The following is a 19,325-nucleotide window of genomic DNA, read 5'->3' as shown; positions in this document are numbered from 1 at the left end:
CGTCAGGTAGGGCGATTAAGGTGCGGCACAACAATCACCACAGGAGGTGCCAGATGCGGGTTTTATTGGTCGAGGACGCGCCAGGGTTGGGGGAAGCGGTGCGCGAGCAGATCGCCGATGACGGCCACGCCGTCGATTGGGTGCAGCGCCTGGCCCATGCGCGCAACAGCGTGCGCACCACGCCTTACGACCTGATCCTGCTTGACCTGATGCTGCCCGACGGTCGCGGGCTGGATTTCTTGCGTCAGCAGCGCTCGGCAGGGGACGTGACCCCGGTGATTATCCTGACAGCCCAGGATCAGATTTCCGATCGCATCGCCGGCCTCAACGCAGGCGCCGACGACTACCTGGTCAAGCCGTTTGACCTGTTTGAGCTCTCGGCCCGTGTGGCGGCGGTGGCCCGACGTTACAGCGGCAACCCCAATCCGCAGATCAGACTCGGCGATTTACAGGTCGACATGAGCGCCCGCACCGTGCAGCGTGCCGGCACCACCGTGGACTTGACGGCCCGCGAATGGGCGCTGTTCGAAGCGTTCGTGCAGCGCCCCAGCGCGTTGTTGTCCAAGTCGCAGCTCGAAGAGCGGCTGTATGCCTTCGGTGCCGAAATCGAGAGCAATACCATCGAGGTCTACATCAGCCGGCTGCGCAAAAAACTGGGACGCGAGCTGATTGAAACCGTGCGAGGCATGGGCTACCGGTTGATGGCCGTATGAAGTCTTCTTCGAGCCTGCAAAAACGCCTCGGCCTGGGGCTGACCCTGGGCATGACCCTGCTGTGGCTGGGCGCGACAGTCGGCGCCTGGCTGGTGGTGCAACATGAGTTGGACGAGGCGTTCGACAGCGCTCTGGAAGAGACCGCGCAACGCATCTTGCCGCTGGCCGTGATGGAAATCAGCAACCGGGAGGAACCCCGTGAAGCGCAGCACGTTGCGACGTTGAAAATGCACAAGGAATACCTGACGTACCTGGTGCGCGATGCCAGCGGCAAGATCCTGATGCAGTCCCACGACGCCAACCCGAAGATCTTCAATCAACAGCCGACTGAGGGGTTTACCACTTCTGAAAAATACCGCTTGTACGGCGCCAGTGCGTTGCGCGAGACGCTGTTTATCGAGATAGCCGAGCCCCTGGATCACCGCCGTGAAGCCGCGCGGGAGGCCTTGTTTGCCTTGTTGCTGCCGCTGTTGGCGCTGATTCCTGTGAGTCTGTTGGGCACCTGGTTATTTGTGCGGATCAGCCTGCGCAGTGTGTTGGCGTATCGTCGTGCGGTTGAGGCGCGGGGCGTGGGTGACTTGTCGCCAATCAAGGTGGCCCGTCTGCCGGCAGAAATCGACCCGTTGGCCGAGGCGGTCAACCACCTGCTGGAGCGCATGCGCAAGGCCCTTGAAACCGAGCGCAGCTTTACCGCCAACAGCGCCCATGAACTGCGCACGCCACTGGCCGCGACCCTGGCGCAGATCCAGCGGTTACGCCACGAGGCGCCCGAAGGGCCGTTGCGAGTGCGTGCGGCGAAGATCGAAAATGCCTTGCGCGAGCTGGCACGCCTATCGGAAAAGCTCATGCAACTGGCCAAGGCCGAGGGCGGCGGGCTGTTGTCCGAAACGCCTCAGGACTTGATTCCATTGCTGGCCCATGGGGTCGACGAGTGGAGCCAGCGCGGCGGCCAAAGCATTGAGCTGCATCTGCCGGGCCAGGCCAGCGTGTACTCGAACATCGACCCTGACGCCTTTGGCATCTTGTTGCGCAACCTGATCGAGAATGCGTTGAAGTACGGCGCAACCGATCAACCGGTGGAAGTCAGCCTCACCGAACAGGCACAGCTGCGGGTAGTCAATGGCGGCCCGGCGGTACCGGAGTCGGTGTTGCAGCACCTGACTGAGCGCTTTGTGCGAGGTCACCGTGAAATCAGCGGTTCAGGACTGGGCCTCGCGATTGCCAAAACGATTGCGCAGGGGGTCAACGCGCGTATGCAATTGATCTCTCCTGCAACCGGTCGACAAGAGGGTTTCGAAGTGCGCGTCTGGTTACCGCTTGAACGAGCCCCATGAAAGACAGGACACCGTTTCCCCCTTACGATCGCGCTGATCCTCCTTGAGTGCATTCTCTTGGGGATGAATGCCCGAGGTTCTAAAAAGAATTTCGATGGCCACCGTCAGTCATGAGACTGCTCCCTTTCCTGCCCTTTGAAGTTTTTCCTGAAGCCCCGGAGATTCATCAGGAATAGACAAACCTGTAAGGCGATCAATGCAAACGCCTCTGCATAGGCTCCCCAAATCACCCACAACACGTTGCTCAAGCTGAAGCACACAAACCCGATCATCCGCCGTCCTGACCGCTGCGATCCGATTAGCCATGCGGCGAGAACGGTCACAAGCATCGCGGGCCATTGAACCCAGTCCAGATAAGCCAAAATCTCCTCCCAACACCTTTCGATGCGCTAGATCGCTAAGCACCGCGTAATTTCATCGGGGCTTTGATGGTTAACTACGGTCACCGATTTCCCCAGTATGTAGCAGGGATGAAGCTGACCATTAGGATGTGTCGTGACAACCACGGATATCAATGACCAGCCCTCATGAAGCTTCAGGTTTGATTCGTTGGCCGACAACGCTTCCATGACTTGAGTAGCCTCGGTCATATGCAATTCGTAACTCTCGAACTTTTGGTGCAATCGTTAGGCGCCGAGCTATGTCCGTTACGACGAGACCACCGCGTCGCGGTTGCTAGCATTGGCAAACAAGCTCACCATTGAATACGCTGGCAGGGCGAGCAACATTGTGGAAGCGAGCCCTGAGCATCAGTCATTCGAAAACCGATTATCCGAATTTGAAGGAATCGGGCCGAAGACGATCGAGATATTTATGGGGAAGCCGCCGCAGTGCTGTTCTGAGCCCCCAGAAACTGTTCACTTACATGATCGGCGTCCTTGTTCACGACTGCCATCTCAGCTACGTGCAGCAAGGGAAAACCATGGCAACGCACAAACTAACCATTAAAGACTTGCAGGTAAACGTGTCAATCTACGGTAAAGGCTCGCCGCTTTTATTGCTCAATGGCCAGGGTGGTTTGATCCGTACCTTCGACTCCCTGCGCTATGAGTTGGTGGACTTCACGACCATAACGTTGGACGTGCCCGGGGTCGGGAAATCGCAAATGCCCCGCTGGCCGATGCGTCTGCCGCGCTATGCTGACTTGGTCGCCGAGATGCTCAAGCAATTGCCAGCTCGCCGCCTTGGTCGGCTGGACAAGCCTGCTGCGGATTGTCCGTCTGCGCCAGCGCACGCTGATCCTCACCGGCGATATGCCCTAGAATTAGCGATGGTCACTTAATATGAGATTGGGGCAGCAACGCCGCTCAGCCCTGAGGTTGACCGAAGTCCCACACATATGATGCGCATTGGAATATAAGGATGATGTTGACTAAAAGGCGCAGATCTTTATTGGGTTTCATTCTCATGGCTGCCGGCTTGGTCGGTTTTTCGGCCCTGTTACTGCTTAAGTCAGAAACTCAACGCAGGGAGACGCGCTTCTCGGATTACGTGCAGAACATCTCGAGCATCGTGCGAAATAAGCTTGATACCAATGAAGCGGTATTGTCGGGGTTCTCTGCCTTTCTCCAAGCGGTCGATCAGAGCGACACGGAAGCCGCAGCCCGTTATGCGTCAGCCGTATTGTCCGCATACCCTCATATTTACATGCTTGAGGCGGCGAGGGCGGTTCCCATCTTGGAGCAGGCTGCATTTGAGGCTCTGATGCGCCGCACTTGGCGTCCGGACTTTGAGCTCAAAGACTTCCCGAGTCTCACCCAGCAACCTGCCCAGCATCAGGCCTACCTCAGTGAGACTTGGCCTGTGTTGTTTATGTACCCGCCGCTTCCCGAATCCAGTTCCATCTATGGCGTTAGATTGGAAACCGTTGGGCATCTTTCCTACGCGTTGGCCCGCACTCACAATAATCCGAAGCCGGTTGTATCACCTGTCTTCTCTATGTACGAAGGAGGCAGCGCTTACATTCTCATGCAGTCCGTGAGTCGGCCCGAAAATCTAAGGGAGAGCAATCGGCCCAATTTTTTCGGAAGCACCATGGTGTCTTTGCTTTTGATCCAGACCGGCTCGCTGTTGGATGCGGTCAATGATTCGAACATAGATCCCTTGGTTCATATCAGCGCAGTCATGAAAGCCGGGGCAGGGTCTGAAAGTAACGTGTTCTCTACGAACGCCAACAATGCTGGCTTTCTTGATCGTCTGATTTTGCCGCGCCTGACTGATCGAGTCGAAATCAGAAGTACCTCGCAACCGATGACACTGCTGTTTGAGCGTCAGTTACGTTTTGCAGACGTTTTGACTGCGCAAGCGCTGATCATCCTTTCGGTTCTCGCCGCGGCTCTCTTTCTTATTCCAGGGGTACTGATTCGGCACTTCAGGGCGATAGAAAGAGCTGAGGTTGAGCACGAAAGATCCGCCTATCTTGCGACCCATGACGTACTCACCGAACTGCCAAACCGCTACCTATTTGCTGATCGTTTTCAGCAAGCCTTCTCCGATTGGAAAGAGCGGGCGGAACCGTTTGCGGTGCTGTTGATCGATCTGGATCATTTCAAACAGATAAATGATCAGCACGGTCATGAGATCGGAGACCAGGTTCTTCAAACGGTCGCAAGTCGCATGCTTCAGGCCACTCGCTCGACTGATACGGTCGCCCGCTACGGAGGAGATGAGTTCGTGATTCTGATTAAGGATTTATCCAACCCCGGAAGTGCTGAAACCAGAGCAGCGAGGGTGCTCGACTCCATTGCGGGTACAGTCGTGACAAGCGTTGGGGAGCTTTCCCTTTCTTGCTCTATCGGCGTCTCAATTTGCCCGTTGCATGGACAGAGCCTCGACGCATTGCTCAAGGCAGCGGATCAAGCTATGTACGGGGTAAAACAGCTAGGGCGCAAAGGTATTGCGATCACTGAATACCCAGAACCTTGAGATATTTATGATCACCAAGTCATTTCACACCACCGCTTGTCGCACGGTCTCGGTCATCGTGGGGTTATGGAATGCGGTTGCGACTTCTCGTTCGAAGGGTGATGAGACGATAGAGGCGGGTGGGGTCGTAAAGTGGTCAGCGAGTGCGCGTGCTTAGAGCTGGCCTTTTTCGATCAATGGTATTGAGTCTGGCGCTTTAGTGGGAAGGCCCGCATTTGCGGCGTTCTCAGCGTGACGAATCAACCTTACGAGTTTCATCGCGAGCCTAGGCAGCGAGCCATCCGTCAAAGTGACGTACGGAGATGATGGCATAGTGATATCTTGGTATCCACCAGCCTCAGTAATGGCTTGAAAGTAGGCAATCAAATGCAAGATGACTTCAACACCCAAAGCTCAGACGCTATGAATCTGCTGGTGCAGGCTGCTGCCTACTCGGCAGACTGCACCAGGGGACTGCTTGTGGGTGGAGTGCCAGGGAAGTGGTCGATTATCGCCAGTTACGGCGTGCAAGAAGACCTGGTCGTCGAGGCCCCTACTGAAAGCTTTCTACGTGAGGTCGTTTCCCAAAAAGCTTTGATCGCAATCAGTGAAGCCGCAGGACAGGTCATGCCTATCTTGTTTCACCGGCTTATGTATTTCCGAGAAGGCTTTCTGATTGGCCTAGCCGTCCGTGGGGCGGACAACAGTTTGTTGGGCGTTTTGCTGGTCAGCAGTGCTGAGCCGCAACAGCGCTTGAGTGCCGCGCAAACATACGCCTTACAAACGCATGGCGCTCTTTTTAGTAAGCTTATTGAGTCAAAGGGAACCGAACCTGTCCCGGCTATTGATCCGTTGATCGAGCGCTTGAGGCTACTTGAGTCTGTGGTGGTCAATGCGAAAGACGCAATCCTGATCACTGAGGCCGAGCCCATAGATCAGCCCGGCCCGAGGATTGTTTACTGTAATCCCGCGTTCATCACCGCTACGGGTTTTAGCTCTTCAGACGTGATCGGGCTAACCCCTCGTATTCTCCATTCGGAAGATACGAGCAGAGCGACTCTCGATTCAATTCGTGCCGCATTGTCGAAGTGGGAGCCCATTGAGGTTGAGCTTATCAACGCGCGCAAAGACGGCAGCAAATTCTGGGTGCAACTGAGCATCGTTCCTGTCGCCGACGAGCGTGGGTGGTTCACCCATTGGGTTTCCGTTCAGAGGGATATCAGCGAACGCAAGGAAGCCGAGTTGCTGGCACTTCAGGCTCAGGCTGATAGAGACGCGAAGGTCGCGTTGGAGACGCGGCTGTTAGAGAGGGAGCGCATTGAAGAGGAGCTTTCATATGCAGCCTTTCACGACGATCTGACCTTGTTGCACAACCGGGCTTATCTTATGTCCAGGTTGCTGAGTATGTTCACTGCGAGCAAGCCTCACTATGTACCTGCGGCCACGGTACTTTTTCTAGACCTTGACCGATTTAAATTTGTCAACGATAGCCTTGGCCACAGCGCAGGTGATCATCTCCTGAAAGTCGTCGCGCGGCGCCTTGAAAGCTGTATCCGGGCAGACGATATCTTTGCCCGCATTGGCGGCGACGAATTTGCAATTCTACTGGCTGGGGATGAAACGGCTCCTCTAGCCATTGAGCTCGCTCAACGCATCGTTAGCCAGCTCAGCCAGCCAGTTGCGATTGATGGCCAAGATATTTTCACGTCCTGCAGCCTGGGCATTGTCACAACTGACGCCTCACACGAAACACCTGAAGATTTGCTTAGAGACGCTGATGTAGCGATGTACGCCGCTAAGAAGAAGGGGCGTGGCCGCTGGACGATATTTGATGCCTCAATGCGAAAGGCTGCTATTGATGCACTCCTGATGCAGAACGCGCTGAAGCAAGCCATTGCGCGCGAAGAGTTTTCAGTTGTTTACCAGCCGATTTATAACGTCAAGACCGGTGAAATAAGTGGCGTCGAAGCTTTGGTCAGATGGCTACATCCAGAGCTGGGGCATGTGCCTCCAGACGTCTTCATCCCGGTAGCGGAAGATATCGGTGTCATTCATGAGTTGGGCCATTGGGTCATGCAACAAGCTTGCACAGAACTAATGCGCTGGAAGCACGAATTTCCTTCTCTACGATTGCATTTGAATGTGAACGTATCAGGTACTGAGCTCATTCGTCCTGGTTATGTAGCTCAAGTCAGCAATGTGCTGTCGACCACGGGAGTTTGCGCACACGAGCTTCAGATTGAAATTACGGAATCTGTTTTTCTTCACGAACCTGAGATGACCGCAAGCGTGCTGGAGGGGGTTCGGCAGCTAGGTATTCGCGTGGCGCTTGATGACTTCGGTACGGGCTACAGTTCCCTAGGATATATTGATCGCTACCCGCTCGATGCCATCAAAATCGACCGTTCCTTCGTTTCTAGAATGATGTCCTTCGACCGAAGTGATGCCATCATCAGAAGTATACTTTCCCTTGGCAGGACGTTGAATTTGGCTATCACAGCGGAGGGCATTGAGACGCTCGCTCAGCTCCAACGATTGAAAGAAATGGATTGCCCATTCGTGCAAGGGTATCTATTCAGCCCTCCAGTACGTGCGGAAGAATTATCTACATTGCTGCAGTCCTGGTCAGCGAGCTGAGGGATAGTAAATTGTGGTGAGCCTGTCGTAGTTGCTTATGATAACGATGCGTCCCCAACGTTTTTATGGCCATTTCGAAACTCTATATGATTCGGATGCCAACGGGCTGGGGACTAATGACGGCCCGGCTTGTTAGTGTTGATTGAAAATTGACACAAAACGGAGTGCAGAAAAACGGGCTGCGGCAATCAGAATCCGCGCCACTCGAGTCCAGTCTTGGACGGAGGACTTTATTCCAGAAGGGTTCTCACTAGCGGCGCGATTAAAATCAGAGTTGTACAAAACCTGTACATAAGATACGGTCTGTACAGATTTTAACGATAGCGAAAATTTTCGCTGCGCTCAAGCAGCAGGGGTTACCCATGCAATTGATAAGCTTTGGATCTAATGACATCGAAAATACTCTCGCCAAAATGTCGGCTGGACAGCTCGATAAGGTTGCATTTGGAGCTATCCAGCTGGACGCGTCCGGTAAAATCCTGCAGTACAACGCTGCGGAAGGTGACATCACGGGCCGCAAACCGAGCGAAGTAATTGGAAAGAATTTTTTCCGTGATATTGCACCTTGCACCAATAGACCCGAGTTCCAAGGGCGCTTCGCCGATGGTGTCAAGAATGGCAGCCTCAACACCATGTTCGAATATGTCTTCGACTATCAAATGAAGCCCACGAAAGTAAAAGTGCACATGAAGAAGGCCCTCATTGGCGAAGCCTATTGGGTTTTCGTAAAGCGTCTCTGATCCCTCGTTTACATTAATCAGCCAGAAAGGATGACCTTGAACCGACTTGAACTGGATAAAGCCAGTATCCTGGCCGTTATAATCTCTGTACTGGCTGATGAACTGAAAACCCTGCGCCACCTCTCTTCACACCAGACAGGTAGCGAGCGCTGGAGCGAGTCGACCCTGATAGGGGACTTACAGCAAACATCCTTGCTTGACCACGATGGGATCGCCATAGGCGCCGACTCGCTGGAGCTCCTGAGTTTTGCGACCAGTGTCGCGATGTTCTTCAACATCTATGAAAGCGGTCTTGAAGACTATCTGCTGCGCTTCCAGACACTTGGGGAGTGGGCAGACCTGGTTGTCACTGCCCGCCAGCGGGGATCCAAGAACATTACGTTCGCTACGTCTGGAAGCACGGGTACACCTAAGCAATGCTTACAGCAATGGGATGGCCTAGTCGCCGAGACAACTTTTTTTGCTAAATACTTTGGCTCTGACTCGACTCTTGCGCCGCAACGAATCATCGCACTGAGTCCATGCCATCATATATATGGCTTTATTTTCAGCATATTGTTGCCCTTACAACTGCACGTGCCGGTGATGCGCGCGCCTAAAGCACTGGCAATGGCCCACCAGCGCAAACTACGGGCAGGCGACCTGATGATTGGCTTTCCGTTTATCTGGCGACAATTAAGTCGTCAGGGCAGCCGCTTTCCGTCCGGGATTACAGCGATCACCTCTACTAGCCCCTGCGACCCTACGATAATCAGCGAGCTCAGCAGTCAAGGCGTGGATCGCATGGTCGAGGTCTACGGCTCAAGTGAAACAGCCGGAATCGGGGTTCGAAGCGATCCCGGGTTACCCTTCCAGCTACTTCCGCGATGGCAACACGGCAGTCATGCCAACACCCTTGCCGAGTGTGAAACTGGCATTGAGTATGAATTGAGTGATCACGTGAAGTGGCTGGGCCATGCACATTTTCTGCCTGAAGGTCGTCGCGATGAGGTTGTACAGGTGGCTGGGATCAATGTGTTTCCGTCTCGCATCACCGAGCGTTTGCAGTGTCTTCCCGAGATTGCGGCTGCAGCTGTTCGGCTTATGTCCGCACTCGAAGGTGACCGCCTGAAAGCGTTCATCGTGCCCGCCGAGGATCATGTTGACCAGGAGGCTCTGGAGGCATTCCTGCATGCTTGGTGCATGCGTAATCTAACAGCAGTGGAACGCCCCAAAGCGTTCACTTTTGGCCCGACGCTGCCGCATAACTTAATGGGTAAACAGAGCGACTGGTCTATAAAGGGCGGGGTTTCTGCGGAGCCTTAACCAACGGGAATCTTGCGCTGAGGCGGTAATCGCCTTGGCCCCTCCGGGGTAGAACCCAAGCGTTCTATACGAACCTGGTCGACCCAACGGCGCAAGGCGGTAGGGCCAATATCCAGGCTGGCACAACATCGGGAACTGACTGACCCTCGTCCAGCACCATGCTGGCGGCCTTGAGTTTGAACTCACTGGAATAAGATTTACGCATATCCAAACACCTCAGATTTGGCCGCCATGATAGCGCCCGATTGAAGTGTCCAAAATCATTAGGCCAGTTCAGCCTGCTCGCGATGGCGGCCTCTCAGTAACTGTGATTCTGGACCGTGATCCTCTTGAAGGAGCACACGTGATGGACTCGAAGCGCTGAAAGGCGATGATGGCCTGAAAGACGTAATCAATTTGCTCGACCCGCAAGCTGGTCGTCGCGCTCCCCCGGGCGAAACTCAGGCACTCGTAAGCCTCGCCAAGTGAAGTTCTATAAAAGCCCTCACACAGGCGAAGTCGTCGAAACCAAAGGCGGCAATCACAAGACCTTGAAAGAATGGAAAGCAGAACACGGCTGCGCGAACGTTGAGTCATGGCTGACCAGGTGATTTTGGTTTGAGTACAAAAGGGCCTCTATCTGCCAAAGACGATGGTAGTGATGTGTGTGCACTCATTCATGCTTCAGAAATCGACCGCGATGATCGGGAGAAGGCGATTGGCAGGAATCATATTTGCCAAATAGCCGGTAACGGTTGAGGGCGATCTTGTTGTACATCCAGTCGCGGAACGGGCCAGGGATGATTCGGGCGACTTTCAACCAGCGCCATGGTGCAGGTAAGCGATCAAAAATTCTGAACATCGCATCGGAGCGAACGTGGAATTGGTGATCAGCGATTAATACGATTGTGTTGAACTCATGCTGTGGTAGGCCGGCCCACTCGAGCAAGGCCTGCCCCTCAGGAGACTGCACCGTCGCTAGCTTGATCCGATGTGCCCGGTCATGTCGGATGATGAATCTCGCCCACCCATTGCAGAGTTTGCAGGTACCATCGAATAGAACGACTGCTTCGCCTGGTGGCACTAGCCGTCCGCTTCCTGAGCGATGGGGAGCCATATTCCCTTTCAATTCACACTCCATCTGAAAACGGCCTATAGGCATTGTGTGTTGGTTGAGGATTCTCGGCCTCAAGCGATCCTTTCTATGGCGCCTACTCGATTATCCGTTCTGGAACGGCCTTAGGGATCAAGTTCATATCACGCAGTTTGTCGAACACATCGAAAAATGCCTGATCGCTCGCCTGGTAGGCGGTGAAACCCATGGCCCGGCTCTTTGACATATCCGTGACAACTTCGATGGGCCGACCCAGGTCTGCGTCGGTGTGCCATGGGGAGACCAGACGCCCAATATCGGGTTCTTTCAAACCGTGTTCCGCAACTATTTGCGTCCATACGGCTTGGTCGTCAGCCATCTGCTTCTCAAGGGGTGAGAGTGAAGCGGGATAATCGGCAGCAGGCAAGTCGAAGTATTTGGCGATCCTGCTCCACATCCATTTCCAACGAAATACATCGCCGTTAGTGACATTGAATGCCTGGTTGGCTGCAGCCGGCGTGGTGGCCGCCCACAGTTGTTGTTTCGCCAACTGCCGGGCATCCGTCATATCGGTGAGGCTGTCCCACTGCACTCTTGATCCGGGAAACACAAAAGGGCGATTGGTTTGTTTGCAAATCGAGGCGTAGACGGCGAGGGTGGTTGCCATATTCATCGCGTTCCCTACGGCAACCCCGGTGACGGTATGGGGGCGATGAACGCTCCAAGTGAAGCCGTCCTTTTCAGCGGCGGCGAAGAGTTCGTCTTCTTGGGCGTAGTAGAAATTTTCGATGTCCAGACGACCCTGCTCTTCGCGAAAAGGTGTTTGAGGAAGGCTTCCTTTGCCATACGCTTCGAACGGGCCGAGGTAGTGTTTGAGACCAGTAACCAGTGCTACATGCTCAACACTCCTGGCCGGGCGAATGGCGGCGAGTACGTTGCGTACCATGGCGGCATTGACGCGAATATTCTCGGCCTCCGTGGCTTGCCTTGACCATGTGGTAATGAATACATGAGTGGGTTTCAAATCCGCCAGCGCATGTTCCAGCGACGCCGGATCCTGAAGGTCTGCCACGATAGGGATCATTCCGGGGGCCTGCGACGGATGTCGCGACAACGCAGCGACCTGCCACTTATTGTCGATCAGTAACTGACTAATGGCGCTGCCAACGATGCCGCTGGCGCCCACGACCAATGCTGTCTGGGTCATACGTTTCTCCTGGATGTAGGGTTGGGAGTCCGCATAAGCAACAGAGGTTCAAACTAAACCGGATCCGCATTGGCCTCTCTTGTGTGCCAATGTGTGCCAGGCAGATCATTCGCGCCGACTAATCGCTTGGCCATCCACCATCTCCGCTGCTTCGCCCGCCGTGTCAGCTCATCTATGAAATAGGCATACGGATCATGCCCATTCATGCGTGCTTAGATATCCAGGCAAATTTTGCCGAAATGCTGGTTGGTTTCCTGATACTTGAACGCTTCGACAATCTCGCTCAAAGGGAAATGACGATCAATAATCGGGCGCATGCCATTAGCATTGATGGCTCGGACCATGTCTTGCTGCTGGCTGCGGCTACCCACCAATACACCCTGCAGACGCACTTGCTTGATCAGTGCCGGTACAAAATTCATTGCACCGCTTACGCCACTCAATATCCCGATGATGGAGATGTGACCAGCAACCCGAATTGCAATCATCGATTGCTCAAGCGTCGCAGGGCCGCCGACTTCGATGATGTGGTCAACACCGCGGCCACCCGTTAGAGCGCGTGCAGTTTCGCCCCAGTTAAGGTCTTTGCGGTAATTGATCACATGATCAGCACCTAGCGCTTTCAGACGTTCAAGTTTTTCGTCGCTTGAAGAGGTAGCAATGACGGTAGCACCGGCCATTTTAGCGAACTGCAGGGCGAAAATTGAAACGCCACCAGTACCTTGGACTAGCACGGTGTCGCCCGGCTTGAGTGAGTCATCGGCCATCAGGGCGCGCCATGCAGTAAGGCCGGCGGTGGTAAGCGTCGACGCTTCAGCATGGCTGTAGCCAGTAGGCGCGAGAGTGAACGATGTGGCTTTGGCCGTCACTTGCTCACGGGCGTAGCCGTCAATGCCATCACCTGGCACGCTAACAAAGCCTTCAACCAGTGGCACACCGTTGATCCACTCCGGGAAGAAGGTGCTGACGACCGAGTCACCCACCTTGAATTCAGTGACATCTGGGCCGATAGCAATGACTTCACCGGCACCATCGGCCATGGGGATGCGTTTTTCGCTAGGGCCCCACATACCGCTGACCACCGCGAAGTCGTGGTAGTTGAGCGAGTTGGCGTGGAGGCGTACGGTGATTTCGCCACGTGCTGCGGCTCGGACTTCGCTGCTGCCAACCACAACCTTTTCATAGCCGCCACCGGGTTGGACGAAGATAGTTTTGCTGCTCATAGGGGTTTCCTTATATTTTCTAATTACGCGAAATAACGAAATTAAAATTTAAAAATTACAATTCGATAATCAGCCTAGCCGTAAAGTCATCAATCGCCTGCTGATTGCGCCTTCTTCTCGCCATGTGTTGAGCAATTCCGCGTAGAATTCGCGTCCATCTTATGCCACCAATGCCAGCGATATAAGCTTCGCTGCCGCCGAGAGCTGGGTAAATTCGCAATCAAGAAAGAGTCGCATGCCGTCAGAACTCCGTAAAGACCAGGGGTCGCCTGGATATGTCGCAGGGGATCGAAGGCCCGTTCGTGAGACGGTCACGCTTTAAGCACGTCATGCAAGTGATTGAGCTGACGGGCTTATCACGCGACTGCCGAAGGAACGGCTTTCGCGAGCGTTAAGGGGCTCTCGGATCGAAATCGAAGTGGGGATGTGAGGTCTATGCAGGTCCCCGATGACACCAGTCAGTAACAATCCTAGTAAAATTTGTCGAGCTAAGTACCACTCCTTTGAGATGTCCTATGAACTCTGAATTAACTGAAGAAGAAATGCGTCGTGCCCTGTTCGGTTCGGATGAGCCCGAAGTGCAGGTTTCTGCTCCTCCGGTGCAGGAGCCTGTGCCCGAGGTTGTACTTACCAAGCCGGTTGAAGCTCAGATAGTTAAGAAAGCAGTAACGAAAGCGTTTACGCCTAGGCTTAGGGTCACGCTCCGGGTTGGTAATGAATTTGAGGGGAAGATGCACGAGTTGATTCACGAGGCCGATACGTTGAGCTCGTTGCTTGCCGAGCAAGAGGCCGTGAAGGCTGCCAGGAAGAAGTACAAGTATGTTGAAGTAGTATCGGTCAAGTCGATGTAGAGACGCTCCTAGCTTCCTAGTTTAGGCGGTTAATCGTGCCTGCGTCAGGATCATTGAGTATGGTGCCAGCAGTCGCGCTGTGACAAACCGAGTCGTTGGCGACGGTGTGCGACTTGTCGCTACGGGCTTTCATACTTGCCTATCCGCGCTCAGCTTGCTTCATGCATAGATGGTTGTTGGCTGACAATTAGCGAATCCAAGGCCCATGCGCGAGGCTAGTGAGATTGCGTTTTTCATAGGAAAATCTCTTAGATAGACCCTTTTCGGGCAGGACTTGGAGGTTCCGATTGGTGAACTGGGATTGGTTAGCGAGAACCCGGGCTTTTATGCTTAAAAGCGACGGCCAAGCTTTTTACGATGCATCCAATCGACTCATGCCCGGTCGTGCTTCTCATCGGAAACTGACTGCGGTCGCTTGCGATAGTGGCCTATAGCCGCTAATAGTGAGGAGGTGCTTGGAGAGGGCGTGAAGATGATTTCGAGATTTGTTGTTGTCCCTGCAATCCCAACGGAAACGGGATCAACGCGTAAAGGAGTGCGCTTTTACTGCCAGACCGCACCAATAGGCTTCAACCTCTACGACAATGAGGGAAAGCTGCGTCTGAAGACAACCTATCAGACCCGGGAAGAAGCGGAGAGGGAGTGCCTGCGGGTTAACCTGGAGCGGCTTCAGAGCGTCCTATCGGACCGGGAATCCGTGCCTGCTCTATAGGCATTCAATCCCGCATAGTTATCAGGGCCGGATTTCGAAACGAGTGGATCAGAAGCTGGCGGAAGCGCGACTTACCCCATTCTGGCGTCGATGCTCGGTATTCAGGAGCGAACAAACTGCGGTTGCCTCCATCCTGACTTTAAACACACCATGCTTGCTAGCTGAACCTCCCTCTACAAGATCAACGACTCTGTATCGCTTACTGCCATCGTCCAGTGTGGTGTTATCCCGGCGACACCGCCATCGCCTACACTTCATAGGTCTGACTGCGTAGCAAACTCCTCTTGAAGCAGGTTCTGAACAAACCATGACCACATCAAAATTGCCCGTCCGTGCATTGATGCTGATGTTTGTATTGTTTGCGGCACTGCCGCTCCGAGCCGCCCAACTGGACCCTGGCTGGCCACGTGAAATTGTCCGGGAGGACGCGACCCTCATCTACTACCAGCCACAGATCGACGACTGGAAAGATTTCAAGGAGCTGAGCGGTCGAATGGCATTTAGCATTACCCCTCGAGGTAGCAAACCACAGCTCGGCGTGGCCGCGTTCCAGGCGCATACCGATGTGGACCTCGACAACCGCACGGCACTTTTAACCAATCCGCAATTCGCCAGCACCGCGTTTCCCGGTATGGACCCGCAAACCAGCCAAAAGCTGGATCAACTGGTGCGCACGTTTCTCAATCCACAGGCTTCAATGACCCTGTCAGTCGATCGCTTGGTGGCGAGTGTACAAAACAAAAAATCGCCGCCCGTGACAGAGGTCAAGAACGATCCGCCAGCCATCTTAGTGAGCTATGCGCCGGCGATCTTGCTGTATGTCGACGGGGAGCCGACGCTCGCACCGGTCCAGCATTCAGACCTTTCGTTCGTGGTAAATGCCAACTGGCCACTGTTCACAGACTCGGCCAGCCACCAGTACTACCTGTTCACCGGACAGTCATGGATGACCTCGACCGACCTGAAAAGCGGCTGGGTCGAAACGAAAGCGCTTCCCGCCTCGATGTCAAAAGTGCCGGCGGATCCGACGTGGGCAGATCTGAAGCCCTTTATTCCGCTACCCAAAGGGCAAAAGGCCGAGGCGCTTGGCGTGTACTACAGCAGTCCCCCTGCCGAGTTAATTGTCTTTGACGGGCCGCCGGTCTACACCGCGATACCCGGCACCCAATTGGTGGTCGCCAAGAACACTGAGAGCAATGTGTTCGTTTTTTCTCCGACCCGGACGTTCTACTACCTCACCGCCGGCCGATGGTTTTCCGCTCCCGGTCCTGGCGGGCCGTGGACGTTCGCAACGAACCAGCTGCCGCCTGACTTTGCCCTGATACCGCGTGACAGCGAGGCTGCCTGGGTCCTGAGTTCCGTGCCCGGCACACCAGAGGCCGAGGATGCAGTACTGCTCGCACAGATCCCGACAACCGTTGAAGTCAACCCTGCTGCGGCGGCGAGCGCCGTCAAGGTGTCATACAGCGGCGAACCTGAGTTCGAGCCCATTGAAGGCACTGCACTCTCATACGCAACGAACACGCCGGACAAAGTGATCAAGGTCGACAATCGTTACTATGCCTGCACTCAGGGCGTGTGGTTCGACTCGTCGACACCGGCGGGCCCGTGGCAAACCACGACTTCTGTGCCGCCCGCCATCTATACGATCCCACCGAGTTCGCCCGTCTACAACGTCACGTATGTCACGCAGCAAGTCATGCCTACCGGCATGGTGCAGGCAAGTTACACGCCGGGGTATCTCGGTGTGTTCATCGCAGGCGCAGTCGTTGGCGCGATCATCGCGCAAGGGAACGGGTATTACTATCCGCCCTACATCGGTATCGGGGGCGGTCGTTATCCTTCGTATTACCCACGTCCGATGCCCTATGCCTATCGCACATACAACCCTTACACGGGTGCCAGCGGCATCAGAAGAGACGCTTACGGGCCCAATGGCGGCGCGCAATGGGGTGTGTCGTACAATCCCAACACTGGCACCTACGCTCGAGGCGCTGCTGTGTCGGGGCGATACGGCAGCGCCGCTGTCGGCCAGGCCTACAATCCTTACACCGGGGCCTATGGCGCGACGCGTCAAGGCTCGAATGCTTATGGCCAGTGGGGTAGCTCCGTCGTGACGAAGGGTAACCAGTGGGCGGCGACTCAGCATCAGACGACGGCCAGAGGCTCGGTGGGGACGTACCAGAATTCGGCAGGCGGCAAGGCCATTGCCGGCACCAGTATCAATGGCCGTGCGGCGGCGGGCAAAACCGCGAGCGGCGATATGTACGCCGGACGTGACGGCAACGTCTATAAAAACACCAACGGGAATTGGCAAAAATATGATGATGGCTCCTGGTCTTCGGTGAACAAGCCCACGCCAAAAAACGCGTCACCGCCAACACAAAGCGCGCAACCAAAACGCGCTACCGCAGGCGAGGCGGCCAGTTCTGCCACCAACGCGCAACCTGCAAAAAAAACGCAACAACAGCGCACCGAAGTCAATGAGGCAACCACGCAGCAGAGGGCTCGGAGCGCTCAACAACAGCGACCGGCTGCATCGAGTGCCAACAGACCGAGCGCAGGTGCTCAACAGAGTCCTGCCAGCGGCTATAACCGCGCAAATGGCCAAGCATCCATGGGTGAGTTGAACCAGGATAGGCAAAATCGACAGAGAGGTGCGGACCAGACTCGGCGCCACGTTCAGACCCAACGCGGCGGCGGTGACTTTCGACGTTAGCGAACAATCAAACCAGGTGGCGGCTATCTGACTTCCTCGACTTCATAGTTCACGTAGCCGAACTCACTGCTGCGCGCCGCCACGTGTTTGCCGTCCTAGCGGGGGTAGAGTCGAAATCATTCTCGTAGCCAATGTCGCCAGCCCAGCTAGGCTTGTAACGTCAGAAGGGCGTTATCGACGAGGGTATGTTTATGCCAACTCTAAAAACTGCTCTTGTGCTTGCTGGTGGTGGAAGCCTCGGGGCGGTTCAGGTCGGGATGCTGCAGGCTCTGGTTGAGGCTGACGTCGTATTCGACCTGGTGGTGGGAGCGTCGGTCGGCGCCATCAACGGTGCCTACTTCGCAGCCAGACCGAATGCCAAAGGCGTGAGCGAACTCGCGGAGTTCTGGCGCAGTCTGCGTAAGTCAGATGTGTTTCCGTTCTCGGCGTTCGATACCCTCAAGGGCATTCTTAATCGACGTGGGCACTTGCTGAGCGCATCCGCATTGCATCGTTTAGTGAGCAGATCACTGCCGGTCAAATTGATCGAAGACACCGTGTTACCGCTTTATATCGTCACCACCAATTTGCTCAGCGGTGCCGAAGAGCTTCTGTCCAGTGGGAGTGCTGAACAGGCTTTGCTCGCCAGCGCTGCGATTCCGCTTGTGTTTCCCAGCGTGCGAGTCGGAGAAAAGTTCCTGGTCGATGGCGGAGTCAGCAGCAATACGCCGATTGCCAGTGCGGTGGCATTGGGGGCAACACGGGTTCTGGTTCTTCCTACCGGATTCGGTTGTGCCTGCCCATGTCCGCCCAGTGGACTCGTTGCGCTAGCCTTGCACACGCTCAATTTGATGAGCATGCGTCAACTTGTGCGTGACATCGAGTTGTACCGCGACCGCGCAGCCATCCATGTCGTCCCGCCGTTGTGCCCACTGGACGCTTCAGTGTTCGACTTCAACCAGACAGACCAACTGCTGCAACGTGCTTATCAGTCAACCCAAGTCTGGGTAGAAGAGGGCGGATTGATTCGCGATGGAATACCCGATTCGCTACTCGCCCATACTCATCATTTTGGTGAAGGGTGATCTTCGCCAATCAAAAGACAGGTCTACCGATTGATGTGAAGCAGGGGGCGCATCATTTGCTCAGTGTGTTGCTGGGCATTCGAGTTTTGGCACGGCTTAATCCCGTTCCCGCGTGTGTAACAGACGCCATTAGTATTGCAATGAACTGCGTAACGCATCGGATCTCACGTTTCCACACGTTCTCATCAATTACGTTTAGCAGACGTACTGAGTGCTAGCCAGTCTCCAAAGCGTCAGATATGGAAACGGAGATTCGTGACAGGGCGACCTAAGGGAAAGTGTGAGGATGGAGCGCCAACATTACTGATTTTTCAGCAAGCGGGGTTTTGTGGAAAAGCGACCGGGGATAAGTGGAAATGAACAGAGGACTGGCTTCCTAAAGGCATATGGAATTTAACATAATATACATTATGCGTAACCATTGGTTAACGCTTTGCCCTGGTGATACGCTTCTTTTAAGCACCGAATGATCTAACACGACTAAACAGGTATTTAGTTTAGTTATATCTGATGGCTACTTGGCAATGCCGGTTTTCCGCTCCGTGTGTGAGTTATCAGCCACCACGGTGAATCCTGCCCCTAGATTGGTTTCTGCTCGGGTCACGGGCTGAGCTGTTGGCTGCTCGCTCGATTGCGACTGTTGCTCCTGCGCACGTTGGTTACGACTGGTAAACCATGGATCAAAGGCGCCATGACTGACGAACACCAGGCACGCACTTTTAGGGACATCAATCGGCGTTCCCTGCTGGGTGTAACAGTTACAGGACCCGCGGGATTCGGAACTCATGCAAGCAGCCACACGAGGAAAATCGGTTGGTGCTGTGAGCTGGTCATAAACCGGCGC

Annotated in this window: 14 protein-coding genes and 3 pseudogenes; 12 read left to right on the top strand and 5 right to left on the bottom strand. The window is 54.8% G+C overall.

Features of this window, described 5'->3' with window-relative positions; translation table 11 throughout:
• The first annotated feature begins 53 nt into the window (after window positions 1–53).
• Window positions 54–713 (top strand): response regulator transcription factor, encoded by a 660-nt coding sequence (locus AAEZ05_RS18080; RefSeq protein WP_045058418.1) that lies wholly within the window; start codon window positions 54–56, stop codon window positions 711–713.
• A complete protein-coding gene (locus AAEZ05_RS18075; RefSeq protein ID WP_350648331.1) occupies window positions 710–2,047 on the top strand; it encodes a sensor histidine kinase in 1,338 nt (445 codons plus the stop codon). The genes AAEZ05_RS18080 and AAEZ05_RS18075 overlap by 4 nt, the downstream gene beginning before the upstream one ends.
• A 104-nt stretch (window positions 2,048–2,151) precedes the next feature.
• Here the strand turns inward: AAEZ05_RS18075 and AAEZ05_RS18070 are convergent, their stop codons facing one another.
• Window positions 2,152–2,409, bottom strand: a complete 258-nt coding sequence (locus AAEZ05_RS18070; RefSeq protein WP_236695838.1) for a hypothetical protein — start codon at window positions 2,407–2,409, stop codon at window positions 2,152–2,154.
• Between the two features lie 277 nt (window positions 2,410–2,686).
• On the opposite strand from AAEZ05_RS18070, the pseudogene AAEZ05_RS18065 reads away from it, so the two are divergent.
• The 7 genes and pseudogenes from AAEZ05_RS18065 to AAEZ05_RS18035 form a co-directional block, all read left to right on the top strand.
• Window positions 2,687–2,889: pseudogene (locus AAEZ05_RS18065) on the top strand (DNA methylase); the annotation flags it as partial.
• A 23-nt stretch (window positions 2,890–2,912) separates the two neighbouring features.
• Window positions 2,913–3,329, top strand: coding sequence for an alpha/beta fold hydrolase (locus AAEZ05_RS18060; RefSeq protein WP_350648329.1), 417 nt, complete (start codon window positions 2,913–2,915; stop codon window positions 3,327–3,329).
• A gap of 83 nt (window positions 3,330–3,412) precedes the next feature.
• A complete protein-coding gene (locus AAEZ05_RS18055; RefSeq protein WP_350648436.1) occupies window positions 3,413–4,972 on the top strand; it encodes a diguanylate cyclase domain-containing protein in 1,560 nt (519 codons plus the stop codon).
• 366 nt (window positions 4,973–5,338) lie between these two features.
• Complete coding sequence (locus AAEZ05_RS18050; protein WP_350648327.1) at window positions 5,339–7,588, top strand: putative bifunctional diguanylate cyclase/phosphodiesterase; 2,250 nt, start codon at window positions 5,339–5,341, stop codon at window positions 7,586–7,588.
• Between the two features lie 362 nt (window positions 7,589–7,950).
• On the top strand, window positions 7,951–8,328 hold the full coding sequence (pyp, locus tag AAEZ05_RS18045) for a photoactive yellow protein (protein ID WP_350600990.1): 378 nt from the start codon (window positions 7,951–7,953) through the stop codon (window positions 8,326–8,328).
• Between the two features lie 36 nt (window positions 8,329–8,364).
• The gene (locus AAEZ05_RS18040; RefSeq protein ID WP_350648325.1) at window positions 8,365–9,633 is read left to right on the top strand and encodes an AMP-binding protein; all 1,269 of its coding nucleotides are present in this window, start codon (window positions 8,365–8,367) and stop codon (window positions 9,631–9,633) included.
• 351 nt (window positions 9,634–9,984) lie between these two features.
• Window positions 9,985–10,223 (top strand): annotated as a pseudogene (locus AAEZ05_RS18035) (histone-like nucleoid-structuring protein, MvaT/MvaU family); the annotation flags it as partial.
• Between the two features lie 62 nt (window positions 10,224–10,285).
• Here the strand turns inward: AAEZ05_RS18035 and AAEZ05_RS18030 are convergent.
• The 3 genes from AAEZ05_RS18030 to AAEZ05_RS18020 all read right to left on the bottom strand — a co-directional run bounded on the left by AAEZ05_RS18030 (window position 10,286) and on the right by AAEZ05_RS18020 (window position 13,135).
• On the bottom strand, window positions 10,286–10,729 hold the full coding sequence (locus AAEZ05_RS18030) for a thiol-disulfide oxidoreductase DCC family protein (RefSeq protein WP_350648434.1): 444 nt from the start codon (window positions 10,727–10,729) through the stop codon (window positions 10,286–10,288).
• 94 nt (window positions 10,730–10,823) lie between these two features.
• Window positions 10,824–11,912 carry an SDR family oxidoreductase gene (locus tag AAEZ05_RS18025; RefSeq protein WP_350648323.1) on the bottom strand — a complete coding sequence of 363 codons (1,089 nt, stop codon included), beginning with the start codon at window positions 11,910–11,912 and terminating at the stop codon, window positions 10,824–10,826.
• 212 nt (window positions 11,913–12,124) lie between these two features.
• Window positions 12,125–13,135 (bottom strand): zinc-dependent alcohol dehydrogenase family protein, encoded by a 1,011-nt coding sequence (locus tag AAEZ05_RS18020; RefSeq protein WP_045058414.1) that lies wholly within the window; start codon window positions 13,133–13,135, stop codon window positions 12,125–12,127.
• Between the two features lie 515 nt (window positions 13,136–13,650).
• Here AAEZ05_RS18020 and AAEZ05_RS18015 point away from each other — a divergent pair.
• The 3 genes from AAEZ05_RS18015 to AAEZ05_RS18005 all read left to right on the top strand — a co-directional run bounded on the left by AAEZ05_RS18015 (window position 13,651) and on the right by AAEZ05_RS18005 (window position 18,481).
• Window positions 13,651–13,986 carry a hypothetical protein gene (locus AAEZ05_RS18015; RefSeq protein ID WP_350648321.1) on the top strand — a complete coding sequence of 112 codons (336 nt, stop codon included), beginning with the start codon at window positions 13,651–13,653 and terminating at the stop codon, window positions 13,984–13,986.
• Window positions 13,987–15,005: 1,019 nt separating this feature from the next.
• Window positions 15,006–17,417, top strand: coding sequence for a hypothetical protein (locus tag AAEZ05_RS18010; protein ID WP_350648319.1), 2,412 nt, complete (start codon window positions 15,006–15,008; stop codon window positions 17,415–17,417).
• A 191-nt stretch (window positions 17,418–17,608) separates the two neighbouring features.
• Window positions 17,609–18,481 carry a patatin-like phospholipase family protein gene (locus tag AAEZ05_RS18005; protein ID WP_350648432.1) on the top strand — a complete coding sequence of 291 codons (873 nt, stop codon included), beginning with the start codon at window positions 17,609–17,611 and terminating at the stop codon, window positions 18,479–18,481.
• Between the two features lie 514 nt (window positions 18,482–18,995).
• On the opposite strand, the pseudogene AAEZ05_RS18000 reads toward AAEZ05_RS18005, so the two are convergent.
• Window positions 18,996–19,325: pseudogene (locus AAEZ05_RS18000) on the bottom strand (zonular occludens toxin domain-containing protein); the annotation flags it as partial.

The sequence above is a fragment of the Pseudomonas sp. HY13-MNA-CIBAN-0226 genome, assembly GCF_040310305.1.
In the GTDB taxonomy this organism is placed as follows: Bacteria; Pseudomonadota; Gammaproteobacteria; order Pseudomonadales; family Pseudomonadaceae; genus Aquipseudomonas; species Aquipseudomonas gregormendelii.
This window is presented reverse-complemented; position numbering and strand designations above follow the sequence as displayed.